The organism is Pseudomonas sp. AU12215, from assembly GCF_001675465.2.
Taxonomy (GTDB): Bacteria; Pseudomonadota; Gammaproteobacteria; order Pseudomonadales; family Pseudomonadaceae; genus Pseudomonas; species Pseudomonas nitroreducens.
Window position 1 is genome coordinate 45520 of record NZ_MACM02000005.1, and the last position, 20322, is coordinate 65841.

Below are 20322 nucleotides of genomic sequence, written 5' to 3' on the forward strand. Positions count from 1 at the left end.
TCAACCCTCCTTGTTCGGCGGCCATTTGTTGGTGTCGATCTTCGAGGTCCACAGCAGGAACGCCGCGAGATCGGTGACCTCCTGGTCGCTCAGGTGGAACTGCGGCATCTGCCGGCGGCCGGGGACGCCCAGCGGCTGCATCTTCATCCAGGCCGCGAGGAAGGAGCCGAAGGCGGCGTCGCCTCCGCGGCGGATCGCGACGTTGCCCAGTTCCGGCGCAAAGTAGGCGCCTTCACCGAGGATGGAGTGGCACCCCACGCAGTTGTTCTGTTCCCACACCAGCTTGCCGCGCACCACCGACTCGGTGAGCTCACTCTCGTTGGTGCGCTTGGGGAAGGTGGTTTCGGTGTGATAGGTCAGCGCGAGGAACACCAGGAAGAAGAAAACGCCTCCTCCCAGGTAGATGTTCCTCGCCATCCCTTTGGTAAATGTCTCTGACATGGGGCCCTCCTAGGTCACGGTCGGGGCCATTGTAGAAACCGTCCCTGGCCGCCTCGCTTGATGGCAATCAAGAAAGACCAATGCTTCTAGTCGGGTATTTTTCCTACATGAAATCAGTGAGTTGCATGTAGGACGAGGATCGCCCCGGTAACCAGCAGCGGCCAGCCAAGGAGCAGCGATTGCCACAGCCGCGGGCCATGGCCGAGCTCCATGAAGCGCAGCACGATGAGCCATGCCTTGCCCAGGCCCAGCAGCAGGATCACCGCCACCGGCAACAGGGCATCGGGCGCGTGGTGACCGAGCCAGACGGCGGCAGCGGACATCGGCAGCATCAGCAGCCAGGCAAGCAGCAGCGTGTTCACGAGCCAGGCGCCAGCACGTAGACCAGCGGGAACAGCACCACCCAGACCAGGTCGACCATGTGCCAATAGAGCGCGCCGGACTCCAGCCCACCCAGGGCATCGCCGCGGTAGGCGCCGCGCAGGCAGCGCAACGTCATCCAGCCGAGGATCACCAGCCCCAGCAGCACGTGCAGAAAGTGGAAGCCGGTGATCAGCCAGAACAGGGTGAAGAAGGTGCTGTATTCCAGGTCCAGCCCCTGCGCGGCGAGGTGATGGTATTCGCCGGACTTTAGCACTACGTGGACCAGCCCCAGCAACACGGCAACCCCCAGCAGTGCAGCCGCACGCCGCTGCCGGCCGTGGCGCACCTGCTCCACCGCCAGCGCTGCGCAGAAGCCGGCGGTAAGCAGTGTCAGGGTCAGCGCCAGGGCGGTGGACAGGTCCAGTTGCGCGCGGCCGGCACGGAAACCTTCGACGTCCAGGTACTGGGCCACGGCGAAGACGATGATGAGGATGGCGAAGACGGTCAGCTCGGCGAGGATGAACAACCACATCGCCAGGTCGCCCGGCAGGTGCCGGGCATCGAGTGTCGCGTCAGGCGAAGTGGACATCGACCAGGTCCATCAGCGCGGCGACCGTGGCCTCGTCGTCCGACAACGGCTCGGCGAGCCCGGCGCGGCAGGCATCGCGGGGCGCCACGCCGGCGTTGAACAGGCGCGCGGTAAGCACCAGCAAGCGTGTCGAGCAGACTTCCTCCAGCTCCTGCCGGCCCAGCCGGCGCAGGGCCACGCCCAGCTGCGTCAGGCGTTGCGCCAGTTCCGGCGCGACCCCGGCCTCGCGGACGATGATCGCAGCCTCCGCTTCCGGCGCCGGATAGTCGAAGCGCAGGGCGACGAAGCGCTGGCGGGTGCTGGGTTTCATGCCCTTGAGCAGGTTCTGGTAGCCGGGGTTGTAGGACACCACCAGCATGAAGCCGGGGGGCGCCACCAGAGATTCACCGGTGCGCTCGATGAACAATTCGCGGCGATCGTCCGCCAGCGGGTGCAGCACGACCACGGTGTCCTGCCGCGCCTCGACCACTTCGTCGAGGTAGCAGATGCCGCCTTCGCGCACCGCGCGGGTCAGCGGGCCGTCCTGCCACCAGGTGCCGTCGCTGCCGATCAGGTGGCGGCCGACCAGGTCCGCTGCCGACAGGTCGTCATGGCAGGCCACGGTGTACAGCGGCAGGTTCAGGCGCTGCGCCATGTGCTGGACGAAGCGGGTCTTGCCGCAGCCGGTGGGGCCCTTGATCAGTACCGGCATGCCCTGCGCGGACGCCTGCGTGAACAGCGCCACCTCGTTGCCGGTCGGCTGATAGAAGAGCGGCGGATCGTTCTGCGCGGGGGCGTTCATGGCGGGCGACTCTCGGTTGGCAGTTGTCGGCTCGCACGCTAGCCAGCGCGGCGCAATGCCTCAAGCACGGCGCGGGAACTTCTTGATTGGCATCAAGCGGAAGCCGCAGGGGCCGCTCCTAGAATCGCCACAGACGCCGGGCGGGAAGCCGGCGAAAACGATCGGCGCCTCGAAGCGCCAGCCTGTGAGGAGAAGCGTTCATGAACAAAGCCCTGGTAGCCCTGCTGTTCGGCGGCCTGCTGGTCCAGACAACCGCAATGGCCAGCACCGGCGAGGAGCTGTTCAAGGCGAAGGCTTGCGTGGCCTGCCATTCGGTCGACAAGAAGCTCGTCGGCCCCGCTTTCCATGACGTTGCCGCCAAGTACGGTCCACAGGCCGACGGCGTTGCCCACATCACCAACAGCATCAAGACCGGCAGCAAAGGCAACTGGGGCCCGATCCCGATGCCCGCCAACGCCGTGAGCCCGGAAGAAGCCAAGACCCTGGCCGAGTGGATCGTCACCCTCAAGTGACCCGTTGCGTGAGATCGGCGCCCACCGCCTTCTGACGCAGTTCCGCCCGACCGGGCGATGGAGGAAGGAGGCCCCATGGCGGGCGTTCGCGATCTGTACAGGGCGCTGCTCGGCTGCCTGTTACTGATGCTTGGCCTGGCGGCGCACAGCGCCGACCTCAGCGATCTGGAGCGAACGCGCATCCAGCAGGTGTTCCCCCAGGCCGACCACATTGGCGAGCCCGAGGGCGAGTACGACGTGCGGCGTCTGTCCCACGGCGACAAACTCTTGGGCTACGCCTTCCAGAGCATTCGTGTCACCCGCATTCCCGCGTATTCCGGCAAGCCGATCAACGTCCAGGTGATCCTCGATCCGGAGGCAGTGATCCGCGACATCTACGTCCTCGAACACCACGAGCCGATCCTGCTGATCGGCATTCCTGAAGAAAAACTCCACGCCTTCACCGCCGGCTACAGCGGCCTGCGCGCCGACCAGCGCGTGGCCGTGGGGCGCTCCGGCGATCCGCAGACGGTGACCGTGGATGCTGTCGCCGGCGCCACCGTGACGGTCATGGTGGTCAACGAGATCATCATGCGTGCTGCCCGTACCGTGGCGGTGTCGCTCAAGCTGATCAAGGACGACGGCCAGGTGCGACCCAAGCCCGCTCTCGTCCGCACCGACGTTTATCAACCGGCGAGCTGGCGCGAGCTGCTGGGCAATGGCGCGATCCGCCAACTGAAACTGACCCGCGGGCAGATCGACGACGGCTTCAAGGGCACCGCCGCCGAAAAGGTCAACCAGGCCCGCGATGCGCAACAGCGCGAAGACACCTTCATCGATCTCTACACCGCCCTGCTCAACCCGCCCAACGTCGGCCGCAACCTGCTCGGCGACAAGCAATACCGCGAGCTGATGGAGTCCTTGAAGCCCAATGAATATGCCGTCGTGGTACTGGGCAGCGGCGAGTACTCCTTCAAGGGCTCGGGTTATGTGCGCGGCGGCATTTTCGACCGGGTGCAGATTCGCCAGTTCGGCGACATCCTCAGTTTCCGCGACCTCGATTACCAGCGCCTGTCGGATACCTACGCAGAGGGCATGCCGCATTTCGCCGAGATGGCGATCTTCATCGTCCGCGCCGCACAACGCTTCGACCCCGGCACACCCTTCGACCTGGAACTGCTGGTGCGGCGCCAGACCGGCCCGGTGGACAGCCTGTTCACCACCTTCGACCTCGGCTACCAGACGCCGGAGGGCTACCTCGACCGGCCGCAGCCCAGCGCGGCGGAACTGGAGGCCCTGGAGGATGCGAAGCGGCCAATGTGGCTGCGCGTCTGGTACCAGAAAAGCTTCCAGATCGGCGTGCTGCTCGGCGCCCTGGGGCTACTGGCGGGGATCCTCTTCCTGCAGGACAACCTGGCCCGTCGGCCGCAGTTGCTGCATTGGCTGCGCCGCGGCTATCTGCTGTTCACCCTGACCTACATCGGCTGGTACTGCCTGGGCCAGCTCTCGGTGGTGAACGTGCTGACCTTCGTCCACTCGCTGTTCGAAGGCTTCCGCTGGGAACTGTTCCTCATCGACCCGGTACTGTTCATCCTCTGGACCTTCACCGCCGCCAGCATCCTGCTCTGGGGACGTGGCGTGTTCTGCGGCTGGCTGTGCCCGTTCGGCGCCCTGCAGGAGCTGCTCAACGAGGCGGCACGCAAGCTCAAGGTGCCGCAGTTCGAGCTGCCCTTTGCCGTCCATGAGCGGCTCTGGGCGATCAAGTACATCGTCCTGCTGGTGCTGTTCGGCCTCTCCCTGGAATCACTGTCCACCGCCGAGCGCTTCGCCGAGGTCGAGCCGTTCAAGACCGCCATCACCCTGCACTTCGATCGCCAATGGTGGTTCGTCGCCTACGTGGTGGTGGTGCTGGTCATCAACCTGTTCACCCGCAAGGTCTATTGCCGCTACGTCTGCCCGCTCGGGGCAGCGTTGGCGATCCCCGGCAAGGCCCGCCTGTTCGACTGGCTCAAGCGGCGCAAGGAATGCGGCAAGCCGTGCCAGCTCTGCGCCACGGAATGCGAGATCCAGGCCATCCACCCCGATGGAAGGATCAACGCCAACGAGTGCCACTACTGCCTCGACTGCCAGATGACCTACCACAACGAGCACAAGTGCCCGCCGCTGGTGAACAAGCGCAAGAAGCGCGGCAAGCGCACGGCCACCAGTGACGACGACCAGCTGATCGCGGTGCAACAGATTTGACCATTTGCCTTAAGGAAGGAGCAGGACATGACTGACAAGAAGCAGCAACAGGACGAGATTGCCGGGCTCAGCCGGCGGGGATTCCTCGGCGCCTCCGCGGTAACCGGTGCCGCAGCGCTGGTAACGGCGGGCTCGATGGGTGCTTTCACATCGCGCGAGGCCTGGGCGGACGCGGTGAAGTCGGCGCAGGACAAGATCAATGTCGCCCCCGGCGAGCTGGATGAGTACTACGGCTTCTGGAGCGGCGGCCACCAGGGCGAGGTGCGGGTACTGGGCATTCCCTCGATGCGCGAGCTGATGCGCATCCCGGTGTTCAACGTCGACTCGGCCACTGGCTGGGGGCTGACCAACGAGAGCAAGCGCGTCCTCGGCGACAGCGCACGGTTCCACAACGGCGACTGCCACCATCCGCACATCTCGATGACCGACGGCAAATACGACGGCAAGTACCTGTTCATCAACGACAAGGCCAACAGCCGCGTCGCACGCATCCGCCTGGACATCATGAAGTGCGACAGGATCACCACCATTCCCAACGTCCAGGCCATCCACGGCCTGCGCCTGCAGAAGGTGCCGCACACCCAATACGTGTTCTGCAACGCCGAGTTCATCATCCCGCACCCCAATGACGGCTCGACCTTCGACATCACCGGCGACAACGCTTTCACCCTGTACAACGCGCTCGATGCCGAAACCATGGAAGTGGCGTGGCAGGTCATTGTCGACGGCAACCTCGACAACAGCGACATGGACTACACCGGCCGCTTCGCCGCCTCCACCTGCTACAACTCGGAAAAAGCCACCGATCTTGCCGGCATGATGCGCAACGAGCGCGACTGGGTGGTCGTGTTCGACGTCCCCGCCATCGAGAAGGAGATCAAGGCCAAGCGCTTCATCACCCTGGGCGACAGCAAGGTACCGGTGGTCGATGGCCGCAAGAAGGATGGCAAGGACAGCGCAGTCACCCGCTACATTCCGGTGCCGAAGAATCCCCACGGCCTCAACACCTCGCCGGACGGCAAGTACTTCATCGCCAACGGCAAGCTCTCGCCCACCTGCAGCATCATCGCCATCGACAAGCTGCCCGACCTGTTCGCCGGCAAGCTCAAGGACCCGCGCGACGTCATCGTCGGCGAGCCGGAACTGGGCCTGGGCCCGCTGCACACCACCTTCGACGGTCGCGGCAACGCCTACACCACGCTGTTCATCGACAGCCAACTGGTGAAGTGGAACATCGATGACGCGATTCGCGCCTACCAGGGCGAGAAGGTCGACTACATCCGCCAGAAGCTCGACGTGCATTACCAGCCTGGCCACAACCACGCGACACTGACCGAGACCAAGGAAGCCGACGGCAAGTGGATCGTCGTGCTCAGCAAGTTCTCCAAGGACCGCTTCCTGCCCACCGGCCCGCTGCACCCGGAGAACGACCAGCTGATCGACATCTCCGGCGACGAGATGAAACTGGTGCACGACGGCCCCACCTTCGCCGAGCCGCATGACTGCATCTTGGCCCGCCGCGACCAGATCAAGACCCGCAAGATCTGGGCGCGCGACGATCCCTTCTTCGCCGAGACCGTGGCGATCGCCAAGCGCGACGGTATCGACCTGATGCAGGACAACAAGGTCATTCGCGACGGCAAGAAGGTTCGCGTGTACATGACCTCGTCCGCTCCCGCCTATGGCCTCACCGAGTTCACCGTGAAGCAGGGCGACGAAGTGACCGTCACCATCACCAACCTGGACGAGATCGAGGACGTCTCCCACGGCTTCGTCGTGGTCAACCACGGCGTCAGCATGGAGATCAGCCCGCAGCAGACCTCCTCCATCACCTTCACCGCCGACAAGCCCGGCCTGCACTGGTACTACTGCAGCTGGTTCTGCCATGCGCTGCACATGGAAATGGTCGGCCGCATGCTGGTGGAAAAGGCCTGATATCCGCGCCCCTGGCCCCGCCGGCAGCCGCTGGCGGGGCATCGACGAGAAGGTGTTGCATGGGACTCACCAGGCCTGGCCTCGCCCTGTCGCTGTTGCTCGCGGCAAGCGCCCAGGCGCAACCACAAGCCATCGACCAGTTGCCGCTGCAGGGCGATGGCGACATCCGCACCCTGCCGGCCGGCACCTACACCGGCAACTTCACCATCGACCAGCCACTGCATCTGCGCTGTGCGCCCGGCGCCGTGATCGACGGCCAGGGTGCCGGCAGCACGCTGCATGTGCGCGTGCCCGGCGTGACCATCGAGAACTGCACCCTGCGTAACTGGGGGCGTGACCTGACGGCCCTGGACGCGGCGATCTTCGTCGACAAGGCCGCGCGCGGCACCGTGGTGCGTAGCAATGACCTGCAAGGCGCCGGCTTCGGCATCTGGCTGGATGCAACGGCCGACGTGCAGGTGCTCGACAACCGCATCCAGGGCGAACCGGCCGTGCGCTCCCAGGACCGCGGCAACGGCGTCCACCTCTACGCGGTGAAGAATGCCCTGGTGCGCGGCAACCAGGTCCGCCAGACCCGCGACGGCGTGTACATCGACACCTCCAACGACAGCACCATCGAAGGCAACCTCTTCGAAGACCTGCGCTACGGCGTGCACTACATGTTCACCCATAACAGCCGCGTCATCGGCAACACCACCCGGCACACCCGCACAGGCTACGCGCTGATGCAGAGCCGCAAGCTCACCGTGATCGGCAACCGTTCGGTGGATGACCAGAACTACGGCATCCTGATGAACTACATCACCTATTCCACCCTCACCGGCAATCGTGTCGAAGCCGTGCGCAGCGGCGATGGCGGCGGCGACGCAATGATCGCCGGGGCCGAGGGCAAGGCCCTGTTCATCTACAACTCGCTGTTCAACCGCATCGAGGACAACCGCTTCGAAAGCAGCGCGCTGGGTATCCACCTGACTGCCGGCTCCGAGGACAACCGCATCAGCGGCAATGCCTTCATCGGCAACCGCCAGCAGGTCAAGTACGTCGCCAGCCGCAACCAGGAATGGTCCGCCGACGGGCGCGGCAACTACTGGAGCGACTACCTGGGCTGGGACCGCAATGCCGACGGCGTCGGCGACGTCGCCTACGAACCCAACGACAAGGTCGATCAACTGCTGTGGATGTACCCACAAGTGCAGTTGCTGATGACCAGCCCCGCCATCGAACTGCTGCGCTGGGTCCAGCGCGCGTTTCCCGTCACCCGTCCACCCGGCGTGCGCGACAGCTTCCCGCTGATGCGCGCCCCTGACCTGGAGGCGCAACCATGAACCCCGTCGAGATCCAAGACGCAACCCTGGACTACGGCGGCTTCACAGCGCTGCATGGCCTCGACCTGCAACTGGGCGCCGGCGAAGTCCTCGGCCTGCTGGGGCATAACGGCGCCGGCAAGACCACCACGATCAAGCTGATCCTCGGCCTGTTGCGTCCGACACGGGGCAGCGTGCGCGTCTTCGGCCAGTCGCCGGGAGACCCGGCGGTGCGCCGGCGCATCGGCTTCCTGCCGGAGAACGTGACCTTCTACCCTCAGCTCAGCGGCCGCGAGACGCTGCAGCACTTCGCCCGGCTCAAGGGCGCACGGCCCGCCGAGGTGGACGAACTGCTCGAGCAGGTCGGCCTCGGCCACGCCGCGCAGCGCCGGGTGAAAACCTACTCCAAGGGCATGCGCCAGCGCCTTGGCCTGGCCCAGGCGCTGCTCGGCCAGCCGCAACTGCTGCTGCTCGACGAACCCACCGTCGGCCTCGACCCGCTGGCCACCATCGAGCTTTACCAGTGGCTGGACCGCCTGCGCGCACAGGGCACCGGGATCATCCTCTGTTCCCATGTGCTGCCCGGAGTGGAGTCGCACATCGACCGCGCCGCGATCCTTGCCAAGGGCCGGCTGCTCACCGCCGGCAGCCTCGCTGACCTGCGCCGCGATGCCAGGCTGCCAGTGCGCATCCGCTACGCCGGCAGGCTCGACGGCGACTGGCCGCAACACTGGCGCGAGGCAGGTCATGGCGTTACCGCCCTGGATGGCCGGCGCGTGGAGGTGCGGGTCGGCGAAGCGCACCAGCACGAAGTGCTCAGCGTGCTGCTCGCCGAGCAAGCACAGGAGCTCGAGGTGTTGCCGCCGTCGCTGGCAGACCTCTATCGGCACCACATGCAAAGCGCGCACGCGGGAGTCCCGACATGACCATGATCTGGAACATCGCCCGCAAGGAGCTCGCCGACGGCCTGCGCAATCGCTGGCTGCTCGCCATCAGCCTGCTGTTCGCGCTGCTCGCAGTCGGTATCGCCTGGCTGGGTGCGGCCGCCAGCGGACAGGTGGGCTTCACTTCGCTACCGGCAACGCTGGCCAGCCTGACCAGCCTGGCGACCTTCCTGATGCCGCTGATCGCCCTGCTGCTGGCCTACGACGCCATCGTCGGCGAGGAGGAAGGCGGCACCCTGTTGCTACTGCTGACCTACCCGCTGGGCCGCGGGCAGCTTCTGGTCGGCAAGTTCCTCGGCCATGGCCTGATTCTCGGTCTCGCCACGTTGCTGGGCTTCTCCGCCGCCGCGTTGGCCATTGCCGTACTGGTGCCGGGCATCCCGCTGGGGCAACTGCTGGGCTCCTTCGCCCGCTTCATCCTCTCGTCCTGCCTGCTCGGCTGGACTTTCCTGGCCATGGCCTATGCGCTGAGCAGCCGGGTCAGCGAGAAGTCCACCGCCGCCGGGCTGGCGCTGGGCGTGTGGTTCTTCTTCGTGCTGCTGTTCGACCTCGCGCTGCTCGCCCTGCTGGTGATCGGCAAGGGCCAGCTCAGCGCCAACCTGCTGCCCTGGCTACTGCTGCTCAACCCGACCGACCTTTACCGGCTGATCAACCTGCCCGATTTCGGTGCCGAACTGGGCGGCGTGCTGACCCTCGGCCGGGATCTGGCCGTTCCCGTCGCGGCACTCTGGCTGGCGCTGTGCGCCTGGACCCTGGCCGCGCTGGCGCTGGCCTACGCGCTGTTCCGCCGGCGCCCGATCTGACTTGAGGAGTTTCACCATGCTGCTGTCCCGCTCCCTTCGCCTGGGTTTCACCGCCGGCATCCTCGCCCTGCTGCTCGGCGGCTGCGACGATGCCGCCCGGCAAAACGCCAATCTCGCTCCGGTGCCTTTCCAGAACGGCGAGGAATGCCACGTGTGCGGCATGAACATCGGCGACTTCGCCGGGCCGAAAGGCGAAGCCGTGGCCCCCGGCGCAGTGCGCAAGTTCTGCTCCACCGCCGAGCTGCTGGGCTGGTGGCTGCAGCCGGAAAACCAGCACAGCGGCGCGCGCCTGTACGTGCACGACATGGCCCGCAGCGACTGGAACCACCCCGATGACCGCCACCTGATCGACGCCACCAGCGCGTTCTACGTGGTCGGGGTGAAGCGCCCCGGCGCCATGGGCGCCACGCTGGCATCATTCGCCGACCGCGCGGACGCCGACCGCATGGCCACCGCCGAAGGCGGGCGAGTACTGCGCTTCAGCGAAATCGACCAGAGCGTGCTACAGGGCGTGTCCGGCGACCACCAGCATCACTGAACCAGCCGGTCGCTTCTCTCCAGCAACGCCAGGCAGGCATCGGCCGGCACGGGCTGGCTGATCAGGTAACCCTGGATTTCGTCGCAGCCGTGGGCGCGCAGGAAGCGCAGCTGTTCGGCGTGCTCGACGCCCTCCGCCACCACTTTCAGTTCCAGGCTGTGCGCCATGGCGATGATCGCGCGGGTGATGGCCGCGTCCTCGCCGCGCTCCGACAGGTCGCGGATGAAGGTCTGGTCGATCTTCACATAGTCCACCGGGAAGCGCTTCAGGTAGCTGAGCGAGGAATAGCCGGTGCCGAAGTCGTCGATGGCCAGCTTCACGCCCATCTCGCGCAGCTGGCGGAAGGTCGCGGTGACGCTCTCGACGTTGTCCAGCAGTTGGCTTTCGGTCAATTCCAGCTCCAGCAGGTACGACGGCAGGCCGGTTTCCTCCAGCACGGTCCGCACCAGGTCGACCAGATTGCCGGTGCGCAACTGGTGCACCGACAGGTTGACCGACACCCGCAGCTCGCGCCCCTGGCGCTGCCACGCGCGGGCCTGCTGGCAGGCGCGGCGCAGGACGAACTCGCCGATGGCGCCGATCAGCCCGGTCTCCTCGGCCAAGCCGATGAAATCGCCCGGCGGCACCATGCCCATCTCCGGATGGCGCCAGCGCACCAGTGCCTCGGCGCTGTCCAGGCGCTCGTTGGCGAGGTTCAGCTTGGGCTGGTAGTGCACGTCCAGCTGCCCCTCGTCGATGGCCTTGCGCAACCGCGTCTCCAGCTGCAGGCGCTCCAGGGTGCAGGCCTGCAGGTTGTCGGTGAAGAACTGGAAGGTATTCCCGCCCAGGTGCTTGGCATGCTGCATGGCCATGTTCGCCTGGCTCATCAGCGCGGAGATTTCCCAGGCGTTGTCCGGCAGCAGGCTGATGCCGACCGAGGCACTGACCACCAGTTCGTGGCCGCCCACGGTCATCGGCGTGCGCAGCTTCGCCAGCAGCCGGCTGGACAGCCGCGCCAGCGCGGCAAGGCTGGCGTAGGAGTCGATCAGCACGGCGAACTCGTCGCCGGACAAGCGGGCGATGGTGTCGGCCTCGGGCACCGTCTGGGTCATGCGCCGCGACATCTGCCGCAGCAACTGGTCGGCGACCTCGTGGCCGAGGCTGTCGTTGAGCAGCTTGAAGCGGTCCAGGTCGATCAGCAGCAGCGCCGCCGTGCGGCCTTCCTGGCGCGCCCGCTGGCTGGCCTCGTGCAGGCGCTCCTTGAACAGCGTGCGGTTGGCCAGCCCGGTGAGTTCGTCGTAGTGCGACAGGTAGCGCAGGCGCTCCTCGGCATCGCGGCGGGCGGTGAGGTCGGCGAAGAAGCCGACCACATGGGCCACCGCTCCCCGGCTGTCACGCACCACGTTGAGCTGCAGCCACTGGGGGTACAACTCGCCGTTCTTGCGCGTCTCGATCAGCTCGCCCTGCCAGGTGCCCTGGCGCTCCAGCTCGGTGCGGATCGACTGGTAGCGCCGCAGGCTCTCCGCCGAGCCCATCAGCCGCGCGACGTTGTGCCCCAGCAACTCCTCGCGGCGGTAGCCGGTGAGTGAGGTGAAGGCCTCATTGATGGCGATCAGGCGGTAATCGGGGTCGAGGATGATGATGCCTTCGCTGGCGGCCTCGAACACCGTGGCGGCCAGGCGCTGTTCCTCCTCGCGCAGCTTGCGCGGGGAGATGTCGGCGCGGGTGCCGACCATCCGCGTGACCTGCCCGCGACCATCGCGCTCCATCACCCGGCCACGGTCTTCCACCCAGACCCAGTGGCCGGCGGCGTGGCGCACGCGGTATTCGATGCGGTAGCCGTCGGTGCGGCCCTTGAGGTGCTCGACCAGCGCGCGGCGCAGCAGCGGTACGTCGTCGGGGTGCAGGCGCGGGCGCAGGTCGTTGCGCACGCTCTTCACCGATTCCTGGGTGATGCCGAAGATCTCCTCCAGGTGCGAGTGGTGCACTTCGTCGGTCAGCAGGTTCCAGTCCCACAGGCCCAGCTCGCTGGCCTCCAGCGCCAGGGCCAGGCGCGCCTCGGTGTGGCTGAGCTTGGCGCTGCCCGCCTCCACTCGCTCCTGCAGCGCGTCGCGGGCGCGGCACAGTTCGCGCTCGGCGCGGCGGCGCTGCTCGACTTCACGCTCCAGGTCCTGGTTCAGCGCCTCGGTCTGTGCGTTGGCGCGCTCCAGGTGCGCCACCAGCGCCTGGGCCTGGAAACGCCGCAGGAGGCCGACGTGGACGACCCGATGAATCTGCCAGGCCACCACCAGCAGCGCGGCCAGCAGGATCACCCCGAGCACGCCCCAGCCCTGCTGCAACGGGTTATCGCTGATCAATAAATAGGCAATGGACGGAAACAGGCAGGGCAAGGCGAAGGTGAGAAAGGCCGGCAGGCTGACCGCGTAGGCGACACTGGCGGACAGGATGGCCGCGGCGATCAGGCCGAACACCAGGGATTGCTGGAGGAAGGCATCCGGCGGGACCAGGGCGATCGCGGCAAAGGCCAGGGTCAGGCCCGAAGCCCCGGCGCCGAACAGGAAGGTGCGCTGCCAGTGCGGGCTGGCCTGGCGCTCGGCGCAAGCGGCATTGAAGGCGGAGACCTGGATCAGCCGCAGCACGGCCAGCAGCACCAGCCAGACCAGCCAGCCGGCCAGCAGCCCCGGCTGCACGTAGTCCCACAGCAGCCCGGCGCAGGCCAGGCCATTGAGCAGCATGAGCAGGGTCGGCACCCGCGAGCCCTGGTAGAGCAGGCGCGTGCGTTCGACGGCAATTTCGTGAGCGTACTGCTGGCGGATCTCGGCATGGCTCACCGGGATCGCCGAAGGCTCTACATAAGCGGTCATAGGCGTTTTTCTTGTAGGTTCTGGCCTAGGCGTCGGCGGAGCATACCCGAGGAGCTAGCCCCACCCAAGCAGGATGATGGCAATTGGCTGTAAGCCCTCCCAACTTTCGTCGGGAAGACGCCGGACGGCGGCCCGGTTTGCCGGGGAAAACCGCCCGTCGGTAGAATGCCTCCCCATGAACGATGACATCTCCTACCTGCTCAACTCCCTCAATGACCCGCAGCGCCAGGCCGTAGCCGCGCCGCTGGGGCGCCAGCGCGTACTCGCCGGCGCCGGGTCCGGCAAGACCCGCGTGCTGGTGCACCGCATCGCCTGGCTGATCCAGGTCGAGAACGCCTCGCCGCACAGCATCCTGGCCGTGACCTTCACCAACAAGGCAGCCGCCGAAATGCGCGCGCGGATCGAGCAGTTGCTGGGGATCAACCCGGCGGGCATGTGGGTCGGCACCTTCCACGGCCTGGCGCATCGCCTGTTGCGCGCGCACTGGCAGGAAGCCGGGTTGCCGGAGAACTTCCAGATCCTCGACAGCGACGACCAACTGCGCCTGGTCAAGCGCGTGGTGCGCGAGATGGGGCTGGACGAGCAGCGCTGGCCGCCGCGCCAGGCGCAGTGGTTCATCAACGGGCAGAAGGACGAGGGCAACCGCCCGCAGAACATCCAGGCCGGCGGCGACCTCTACCTGTCGACCATGGTCAGCGTCTACCAGGCCTACGAAGACGCCTGCGCCCGTGCCGGCGTCGTCGACTTCGCCGAACTGCTGTTGCGCTCGCTGGACCTCTGGCGCGACCGACCGAGCCTGCTGGAGCACTATCAGCGGCGCTTCCGCCACATCCTGGTGGACGAGTTCCAGGACACCAACGCCGTGCAGTACGCCTGGCTGCGCTTCCTCGGCAAGGGCGGCGAGAGCCTGATGGTGGTGGGCGACGACGACCAGTCGATCTACGGCTGGCGCGGCGCGAAGATCGAGAACATCCAGCAGTTCGGTGACGATTTCGCCGGCACCGAGGACATCCGCCTGGAGCAGAACTACCGCTCCACCGGCACCATCCTGAAGGCCGCCAACGCGCTGATCGCCAACAACAGCGGGCGCCTGGGCAAGGAGCTGTGGACCGACGGCGTCGACGGCGAGCCGATCACCCTGTATTCGGGGTTCAACGAGCACGACGAGGCGCGCTACATCGTCGAGACCATCGAGGACGCCCTGCGCAAGGATGGTCTGAAGCGCAGCGAGATCGCCATCCTCTACCGCTCCAACGCCCAGTCCCGCGTCCTGGAAGAGGCGCTGCTGCGCGAGAAGATCCCCTACCGCATCTACGGCGGCCAGCGCTTCTTCGAACGCGCCGAGATCAAGAACGCCCTGGCCTACCTGCGGCTGATCCGCCTGCGCGATGACGACGCCGCGCTGGAGCGGGTGATCAACGTGCCGCCGCGCGGCATCGGCGAGAAGACCGTCGAGGCGATCCGCAACGCCGCGCGCCTGAACGGCACCTCCATGTGGCGCGCGATCAACGACGTGATCGCCGCCAAGGCCGTGGCCGGCCGCGCCGCCAGCGCGTTGAACGGCTTCCTGGAGACCGTCGACCTGCTCGCGGTGAAGGTCGAGGGCCTGCCGCTGCACCAGATGACCCAGATCGTCATCGAGCAGTCCGGCCTGGTCACCTACCACAAGGAAGAGAAGGGCGAGAAAGGCCAGGCCCGGGTGGAAAACCTGGAAGAACTGGTCAGCGCCGCCCGCGCCTTCGAGACCCCGGACGACGAGGACACCCCGCCGCTGGTGGCCTTCCTCGACCACACCGCGCTGGAATCCGGCGACACCCAGGCCGACGCCTTCGAGGACAGCGTGCAACTCATGACGCTGCACAGCGCCAAGGGCCTGGAGTTCCCGCTGGTGTTCCTCGCCGGCATGGAAGAAGGCCTGTTCCCGCACAAGATGAGCCTGGAAGAGCCCGGCCGCCTCGAAGAAGAACGCCGCCTGGCCTACGTGGGTATCACCCGTGCCATGCAGCGCCTGGTCATGACCTATGCGGAAACCCGCCGCCTGTACGGCAGCGAGACCTACAACAAGGTCTCGCGCTTCGTCCGCGAGATCCCGCCGAGCCTGATCCAGGAAGTGCGCCTGTCCAACTCGGTGAGCCGCCCGCTCTCGGGCAACCAGCGCAGCGGCAACCTGTTCAGCGGCGCCAGCGTGCCGGACACCCCGTTCAGCCTCGGTCAGTCCGTGCGCCACCCGCTGTTCGGCGACGGCGTGATCCTCAACTTCGAAGGCTCCGGCGCCCAGGCACGGGTGCAGGTGAACTTCGACAGCGAGGGCAGCAAGTGGCTGATGATGGGTTACGCGAAGCTGGAAGCGATCTGAGCCGTCTGCTTCAGGGCCGTAGGGCGGATAACCTGGAACAGGTTATCCGCCGGCACCTCGGAGCCGCTTTTTGTAGGAGCGAGCTTGCTCGCGAACGGATTCACCGGAAGCTGCAGTGCCGTGAGGTTCGCGAGCAAGCTCGCTCCTACAGGTCACTCCCCCGCTCGACCGGCGGGCTCAGTGATGCCCGCCGCCGTTCTGCTCGAAGGTCTCGATCAGTGCCACCTGCATCCGCGAATGCACGCGGATGAACCAGCGCCAGAACACCGCGATCACCAGCGCGGCGATCAGTGCCACCACGACCAGCAACTCACCCGGCGGCAGGATGCTCGAACTGAGCGCCGCCAGCAGCAGCATCATGCCGCCCAGCGACAGCAGCGGGATCAGCTCGGAAATCACCCGGCGCACGCGGGCCGTGTGGCGGCCGGCGCTTTCCGCCTTCACGCCCATTTCCGCCAGCAGCATCGCCAGCGCCTTGAGCTTGCGGTAGGCGGCGATCAGGAACGGCAGCGACAGCAACAGCGCGGCGCCCCAGATCAACGCCTTGTGCAGCGCCTCGGGCTCGACGAACTGCGCCAGCCACTGGCCGATCTGCCCGGCGAAGAACGCCAGGCCGAAGAAGATGCCGATCACCAGGGTCAGGTTGACCCCGACCTGCAGCAGGATGCGCCGGATCATTCCGGCGAGGATCGCCTTGTCGCCCCGCGGCTTGATGCTGCGCAGCCACTCGCCGTACAGGCTGAACACCCGCACCATGGGTGATGGCAGGCTGCGGCCCAGGTACAGCGCCAGCGGGTCGGCGGAGCGGATCAGGTAGGGCGTCAGCAGCGTGGTGATGGCCGACACGCCGACCACCACCGGGTAGAGGAAGTCACTGGTCACGCCCAGGCTCATGCCCAGCGCGGCGATGATGAAGGAGAACTCGCCGATCTGCGAAAGGCCCATGCCCACGCACATCGAGGTGCGCCCGTCGTTGCCGGCAATGAAGGCGCCGGCACCGCAGGAGATCAGTTTGCCGGCGACCACCACCAGGGTGATCACCAGGATCGGCGCGGCATAGTCCACCAGCACCTTGGGGTCGATGGTCAGGCCGATGGCGACGAAGAAGATCGCGCTGAACATGTCGCGCACCGGCTCCATCAGGCGCTCGATCTGGATCAGCTGGCGCGACTCGGCCATGATCGCGCCGATCAGGAAGGCACCCAGGATCATGCTGTATTCCAGCTTCACCACCAGCAGGCAGAAGCCGAAGCACAGGCCGAGCACCGTCACCAGCAGCATCTCGTTGCTTTCGAATTTCGCCACGTAGGCCAACAGGCGCGGTACCAGCAGGATGCCGACGACCAGCGCGACGACCATGAACAGGCTCAGCTTGCCGACCGTGGAGAACACCTGGTCGGCCTCCACCGTGCCGCTCACGGCAATGCCGGAGAACAGGGCGATGATGCCGATGCCGAGGATGTCCTCGATGATCAGCACACCGAAGATCAGTTGGGCGAAGCGCTCGTTCTTCATCTTCAGGTCGCCCAGGACCTTGATGATGATGGTGGTGGAAGACATCGCCAGGATCGCGCCGAGGAACAGCGAATCCATGGTGCTCCAGTCGAACAGGCGGCCGATCTCGAAGCCGGCCCAGATCATCAGGGTGATTTCCAGGAACGCGGCGATGAAGGCCGTGGCGCCGACCTGGAACAGCTTGCGCAGGCTGAATTCCAGCCCCAGGCAGAACATCAGGAAGATCACCCCCAGTTCGGCGAGGGTCTTGATCGTGTCCTCGTCGTGCACCAGCGCGAAGGGCGGGGTGTGCGGGCCGATGATCACCCCGGCGATGATGTAGCCCAGCACCACCGGCTGCTTGAAGCGGTGGCAGAGGATGGTGACGAAACCGGCGATCAGCATGATCACCGCGAGGTCCTGGATGAAGTCGATGGCATGCATGGTCGGCGGTCCTCGCGGCGTGGGGTCAGGGATCGCGCGGCTGACGGCCTCGCTCAGCGAAGCCTACCATCCGAGCCTTCCGACAGGCGGCTCTGAAAGAATCAGTAACAGACTGATTTGGAAAGGGATTCAACCGCCCCCATATCAGGGGGTCGGGCCCGAACAGGGCAACAGCACGAAACAAAATCCGGCTGGCCCTCACCGGCCCCGGCCTGCAACATGACGTGCGTCGTATACCAACCAAGAGAATGACAACGATGAAGCGCTTTCTCAGCCTTGCCATGGCCTTCTGTGTCGCCGTGACGCTCAGCCTCGACGTCAACGCCGCCAAACGTTTCGGTGGCGGCAAGAGCATGGGCTCTGCGCCGAGCCACCAGACCCGCCAGGCGCAACCCAACGCCGCGCCGAATTCCCCGACTGCCGCCGGCCCGGCCGCGACCGGTGCCGCCGCAGGCGCTGCCGGCGCCGCTGCCAAGAGCGGCGCTTCGCGCTGGCTCGGCCCGCTGGCCGGCCTCGCCGCCGGTGGCCTGCTCGCCTCCATGTTCATGGGCGACGGCTTCCAGGGCATGCAGTTCCTCGACATCCTGATCATCGCGCTGATCGCCTTCATCGCGTTCCGCTTCATCGCTTCGCGTCGCCGCCAGCAGCAGGGCCAGCAGCCCGCCATGGCCGGCGGCCATGCGCCGATGCAGCGTGAAATGCCGACTGCTCCGCCGTCGATCTTCGGTGGCGCGTCCCGCCCGGTGATGGACAGCCGTCCGGTGATCAACGCCCCGAGCTGGTTCGATGAGACCCGTTTCATCGGCGCCGCCCGCGAGCACTTCATGTCCCTGCAGCAGCACTGGGACGCCAACGAGATGGACAAGATCGCCGAATTCGTCACCCCGCAGATGCTGCAGTTCCTCAAGCAGGAGCGCGCGGACCTGGGCGACAGCTACCAGTCCACCTACATCGACAACCTCGACGTGCAGCTCGAGGGCGTGGATGACCAGGCCGACAAGACCATCGCCACCCTGACTTTCAGCGGCGTGTCGAAGTCCTCGCGCTTCGACCAGGGCGAACCCTTCAGCGAAAGCTGGCGCATGGAGCGCGCCCAGGGCGACAACCAGCCCTGGCTGGTGGCTGGCATCCGCCAGAACTGACCCTAGCGCGTGAAGAAGAAGCCCGGCGATTGCCGGGCTTTTTCGTTTTTGCACATCGGCCACAGGCTTGCCCTGCCCCCGCCGCTCGTCCGGACGGCGCCCGCGCAGTGGTCTTGCGCGGAGGGCCGGCTACTACTGTATAAAGCGCGCCATTCGTCGAATATAGAGAGGCCCCGTCTGTGGAAGATGTGATCGAGAAACTGCGTGAAGCGAACGAGCCGGTTCCGGTACCGCTGGAACTGCCCGACGAAGAACTGCTGGTGGAGATCGAGGAAGCGCTGCTGATCGGCATTCCGTCGGAATTCCGCGAGTTCCTCCTGCTGGTCAGCGACGTCGTCTATGGCCGCCTGGAACCCGTCACGGCGACCGATCCACAGTCCCACACCTACCTGCCGGAAGTCGCGGCCGTGGCCTGGGCCAATGGCCTGCCGCGCGAGCTGATCCCGCTCTGCGCCGACGGTGACGACTACTACGCGGTCGCCGAGGACGGCGAGGTGATTCTCTGGGCCGACGGCGAGCTCACCGAGGAAACCTGGGACTCCGTCTGGACCTGGGCACGCGACGTATGGCTCGATACTTGAAGCCCCATGTCGGAATTTCCTGAAACTTCCATGGTCACACAGGCAACCCAGCGTACCTCCAGCCCTTGCTGCCCGGGCGGGTACGATGCCCCGTGGAGAAACTATGAAGTTGAAAGCCTTGTTCACCTGCCTGTTGCTGCTCGGCCTAGCCGGATGCGCCGACAAGGCCGTGGTGACGCTGCAGGACGGCAGCGAAATCCTGGTGAAGGATCACTCCGACTACGACAAATACAATGACTACTACGAATTCGAGCAGTTGAACGGCGAGACGATCCTGATCAAGAAGGACAACGTCCGCTTCATCAAGACCCCCTGAAGGGCGCCCTAGCGCGCCCCCAGCCTTCCCCCGCTTTCCAGCTCCAGCAGATTGAGCAGGTACTGGCCGCAGTAGCCCAGGTCCTGTTCGATGGCTTTGCGTGCGCCTGCGCCATCGCCACGCTCCAGCGCCTGCAGGGTGTCTTCGTGGAAGTCGTTGAGGCGCAGCGACAGGTCGGCCTCGGTGAAAAGCCGGTTGAAGAACGGCCCCACCTGCAGCCACAGCGCCTCGATCATGCGCAACAGCGTGGGGTTGCCACAGGCGCGGTAGAGCGTCAGGTGGAACAGGCTGTTGGCTTCCAGGTAGCCATGGACGTCACGGGCGTTCAGCGCGTCTTCCATGCGCTTGGTGCAATCACGCAGCACGGCCATGTCGGCGGGCCGCAGGTGCCGCGCCGCATCCTCCACCGCCAGCCCCTCCAGGGATTGCCGCACCTGCAGGATCTGCAGGTAGCGCTCGCGGGTCATCACCGGCACCCGTAGCGAGCGCTGCGGCTCACCTTCCAGCGCGCCCTCTGCCACCAGGCGTTGCAGGGCGGCGCGGACCGGCATCGGGCTGGTGCCCCATTCGTCAGCCAGGTCGCGGATCTTGAGCCGCTCGCCAGGCTGGAAGCGCCCGCTCAAAAGGGCCTGGCGCAGGTTCTGGTAGAGCTGTTCCTGAAGGTTGTCGGCCATGGTTTCACTCCCGCCCGGCCGGCGGCGCCGGCAGTTGGG

General features: G+C 66.2%; 19 protein-coding genes. 11 read left to right on the forward strand and 8 right to left on the reverse strand.

The window, feature by feature from the left end; translation table 11 throughout:
* From A9513_RS01040 to A9513_RS01055, 4 genes are all read right to left on the reverse strand, one after another.
* On the reverse strand, positions 1–441 hold the full coding sequence (locus tag A9513_RS01040; RefSeq protein WP_024766105.1) for a cytochrome c: 441 nt from the start codon (positions 439–441) through the stop codon (positions 1–3).
* Positions 442–554: 113 nt separating this feature from the next.
* Entirely contained in the window at positions 555–803 is a 249-nt protein-coding gene (locus A9513_RS01045; protein WP_246228395.1) for a cytochrome C oxidase subunit IV family protein, read from the reverse strand.
* Positions 800–1393 (reverse strand): cytochrome c oxidase subunit 3, encoded by a 594-nt coding sequence (locus tag A9513_RS01050; RefSeq protein WP_065083741.1) that lies wholly within the window; start codon positions 1391–1393, stop codon positions 800–802. Before A9513_RS01050 ends, A9513_RS01045 begins: the two co-directional genes overlap by 4 nt.
* Positions 1377–2174 carry a CbbQ/NirQ/NorQ/GpvN family protein gene (locus A9513_RS01055; protein WP_065083742.1) on the reverse strand — a complete coding sequence of 266 codons (798 nt, stop codon included), beginning with the start codon at positions 2172–2174 and terminating at the stop codon, positions 1377–1379. The genes A9513_RS01050 and A9513_RS01055 overlap by 17 nt, the downstream gene beginning before the upstream one ends.
* Before the next feature lie 200 nt (positions 2175–2374).
* Between A9513_RS01055 and A9513_RS01060 the strand changes: the two genes are divergently transcribed.
* The 7 genes from A9513_RS01060 to A9513_RS01090 all read left to right on the forward strand — a co-directional run bounded on the left by A9513_RS01060 (position 2375) and on the right by A9513_RS01090 (position 10433).
* Positions 2375–2686, forward strand: coding sequence for a c-type cytochrome (locus A9513_RS01060; RefSeq protein WP_054910310.1), 312 nt, complete (start codon positions 2375–2377; stop codon positions 2684–2686).
* Positions 2687–2761: 75 nt separating this feature from the next.
* Entirely contained in the window at positions 2762–4909 is a 2148-nt protein-coding gene (gene nosR / locus A9513_RS01065) for a transcriptional regulator NosR (protein ID WP_065083743.1), read from the forward strand.
* Between the two features lie 27 nt (positions 4910–4936).
* Complete coding sequence (gene nosZ / locus A9513_RS01070) at positions 4937–6844, forward strand: TAT-dependent nitrous-oxide reductase (RefSeq protein WP_065083744.1); 1908 nt, start codon at positions 4937–4939, stop codon at positions 6842–6844.
* Positions 6845–6903: 59 nt separating this feature from the next.
* Positions 6904–8169, forward strand: coding sequence for a nitrous oxide reductase family maturation protein NosD (locus A9513_RS01075; RefSeq protein WP_024766098.1), 1266 nt, complete (start codon positions 6904–6906; stop codon positions 8167–8169).
* Positions 8166–9074, forward strand: a complete 909-nt coding sequence (locus A9513_RS01080; RefSeq protein WP_065083745.1) for an ABC transporter ATP-binding protein — start codon at positions 8166–8168, stop codon at positions 9072–9074. Before A9513_RS01075 ends, A9513_RS01080 begins: the two co-directional genes overlap by 4 nt.
* Positions 9071–9895, forward strand: coding sequence for an ABC transporter permease (locus A9513_RS01085; RefSeq protein WP_024766096.1), 825 nt, complete (start codon positions 9071–9073; stop codon positions 9893–9895). Before A9513_RS01080 ends, A9513_RS01085 begins: the two co-directional genes overlap by 4 nt.
* Positions 9896–9911: 16 nt before the next feature.
* The gene (locus A9513_RS01090; RefSeq protein WP_065083746.1) at positions 9912–10433 is read left to right on the forward strand and encodes a nitrous oxide reductase accessory protein NosL; all 522 of its coding nucleotides are present in this window, start codon (positions 9912–9914) and stop codon (positions 10431–10433) included.
* On the opposite strand, the gene A9513_RS01095 is transcribed toward A9513_RS01090, so the two are convergent.
* Positions 10427–13276: an EAL domain-containing protein gene (locus A9513_RS01095; protein ID WP_065083747.1), complete on the reverse strand. Its 2850-nt coding sequence runs from the start codon at positions 13274–13276 to the stop codon at positions 10427–10429. The two genes, A9513_RS01090 and A9513_RS01095, sit on opposite strands and share 7 nt — an antisense overlap.
* 175 nt (positions 13277–13451) lie before the next feature.
* Between A9513_RS01095 and uvrD the strand changes: the two genes are divergently transcribed.
* On the forward strand, positions 13452–15632 hold the full coding sequence (gene uvrD / locus A9513_RS01100) for a DNA helicase II (protein ID WP_065083748.1): 2181 nt from the start codon (positions 13452–13454) through the stop codon (positions 15630–15632).
* On the opposite strand, the gene A9513_RS35945 is transcribed toward uvrD, so the two are convergent.
* On the reverse strand, positions 15608–15769 hold the full coding sequence (locus tag A9513_RS35945) for a hypothetical protein (RefSeq protein WP_157837670.1): 162 nt from the start codon (positions 15767–15769) through the stop codon (positions 15608–15610). The genes uvrD and A9513_RS35945 overlap by 25 nt on opposite strands.
* A 40-nt stretch (positions 15770–15809) precedes the next feature.
* Positions 15810–17570: a cation:proton antiporter gene (locus A9513_RS01105; RefSeq protein ID WP_065083749.1), complete on the reverse strand. Its 1761-nt coding sequence runs from the start codon at positions 17568–17570 to the stop codon at positions 15810–15812.
* 257 nt (positions 17571–17827) lie between these two features.
* On the opposite strand from A9513_RS01105, the gene A9513_RS01110 reads away from it, so the two are divergent.
* From A9513_RS01110 to A9513_RS01120, 3 genes are all read left to right on the forward strand, one after another.
* Positions 17828–18712 carry a Tim44 domain-containing protein gene (locus A9513_RS01110; protein ID WP_038803436.1) on the forward strand — a complete coding sequence of 295 codons (885 nt, stop codon included), beginning with the start codon at positions 17828–17830 and terminating at the stop codon, positions 18710–18712.
* A gap of 179 nt (positions 18713–18891) precedes the next feature.
* On the forward strand, positions 18892–19293 hold the full coding sequence (locus A9513_RS01115) for an SMI1/KNR4 family protein (protein WP_024766840.1): 402 nt from the start codon (positions 18892–18894) through the stop codon (positions 19291–19293).
* A gap of 103 nt (positions 19294–19396) precedes the next feature.
* On the forward strand, positions 19397–19609 hold the full coding sequence (locus A9513_RS01120) for a YgdI/YgdR family lipoprotein (RefSeq protein WP_017521498.1): 213 nt from the start codon (positions 19397–19399) through the stop codon (positions 19607–19609).
* 8 nt (positions 19610–19617) lie between these two features.
* Here A9513_RS01120 and A9513_RS01125 read toward each other — a convergent pair whose 3' ends face one another.
* Positions 19618–20283 carry a GntR family transcriptional regulator gene (locus A9513_RS01125; RefSeq protein WP_065083750.1) on the reverse strand — a complete coding sequence of 222 codons (666 nt, stop codon included), beginning with the start codon at positions 20281–20283 and terminating at the stop codon, positions 19618–19620.
* Positions 20284–20322 lie beyond the last annotated feature (39 nt).

Excerpts from the sequence above, each read along its gene's own strand:
- A9513_RS01120 (WP_017521498.1), top strand. The coding sequence starts at position 19,397 with ATGAAGTTGAAAGCCTTGTTCACCTGCCTGTTGCTGCTCGGCCTAGCC.
- A9513_RS01050 (WP_065083741.1), bottom strand. The coding sequence starts at position 1,393 with ATGTCCACTTCGCCTGACGCGACACTCGATGCCCGGCACCTGCCGGGC.
- A9513_RS01060 (WP_054910310.1), top strand. The coding sequence starts at position 2,375 with ATGAACAAAGCCCTGGTAGCCCTGCTGTTCGGCGGCCTGCTGGTCCAG.
- A9513_RS01110 (WP_038803436.1), top strand. The coding sequence starts at position 17,828 with ATGAAGCGCTTTCTCAGCCTTGCCATGGCCTTCTGTGTCGCCGTGACG.
- A9513_RS01125 (WP_065083750.1), bottom strand. The coding sequence starts at position 20,283 with ATGGCCGACAACCTTCAGGAACAGCTCTACCAGAACCTGCGCCAGGCC.
- A9513_RS01040 (WP_024766105.1), bottom strand. The coding sequence starts at position 441 with ATGTCAGAGACATTTACCAAAGGGATGGCGAGGAACATCTACCTGGGA.
- A9513_RS01105 (WP_065083749.1), bottom strand. The coding sequence starts at position 17,570 with ATGCATGCCATCGACTTCATCCAGGACCTCGCGGTGATCATGCTGATC.
- A9513_RS01080 (WP_065083745.1), top strand. The coding sequence starts at position 8,166 with ATGAACCCCGTCGAGATCCAAGACGCAACCCTGGACTACGGCGGCTTC.
- A9513_RS01090 (WP_065083746.1), top strand. The coding sequence starts at position 9,912 with ATGCTGCTGTCCCGCTCCCTTCGCCTGGGTTTCACCGCCGGCATCCTC.
- A9513_RS01085 (WP_024766096.1), top strand. The coding sequence starts at position 9,071 with ATGACCATGATCTGGAACATCGCCCGCAAGGAGCTCGCCGACGGCCTG.
- A9513_RS01055 (WP_065083742.1), bottom strand. The coding sequence starts at position 2,174 with ATGAACGCCCCCGCGCAGAACGATCCGCCGCTCTTCTATCAGCCGACC.
- A9513_RS01095 (WP_065083747.1), bottom strand. The coding sequence starts at position 13,276 with ATGACCGCTTATGTAGAGCCTTCGGCGATCCCGGTGAGCCATGCCGAG.
- A9513_RS01075 (WP_024766098.1), top strand. The coding sequence starts at position 6,904 with ATGGGACTCACCAGGCCTGGCCTCGCCCTGTCGCTGTTGCTCGCGGCA.
- nosZ (WP_065083744.1), top strand. The coding sequence starts at position 4,937 with ATGACTGACAAGAAGCAGCAACAGGACGAGATTGCCGGGCTCAGCCGG.
- uvrD (WP_065083748.1), top strand. The coding sequence starts at position 13,452 with ATGAACGATGACATCTCCTACCTGCTCAACTCCCTCAATGACCCGCAG.
- nosR (WP_065083743.1), top strand. The coding sequence starts at position 2,762 with ATGGCGGGCGTTCGCGATCTGTACAGGGCGCTGCTCGGCTGCCTGTTA.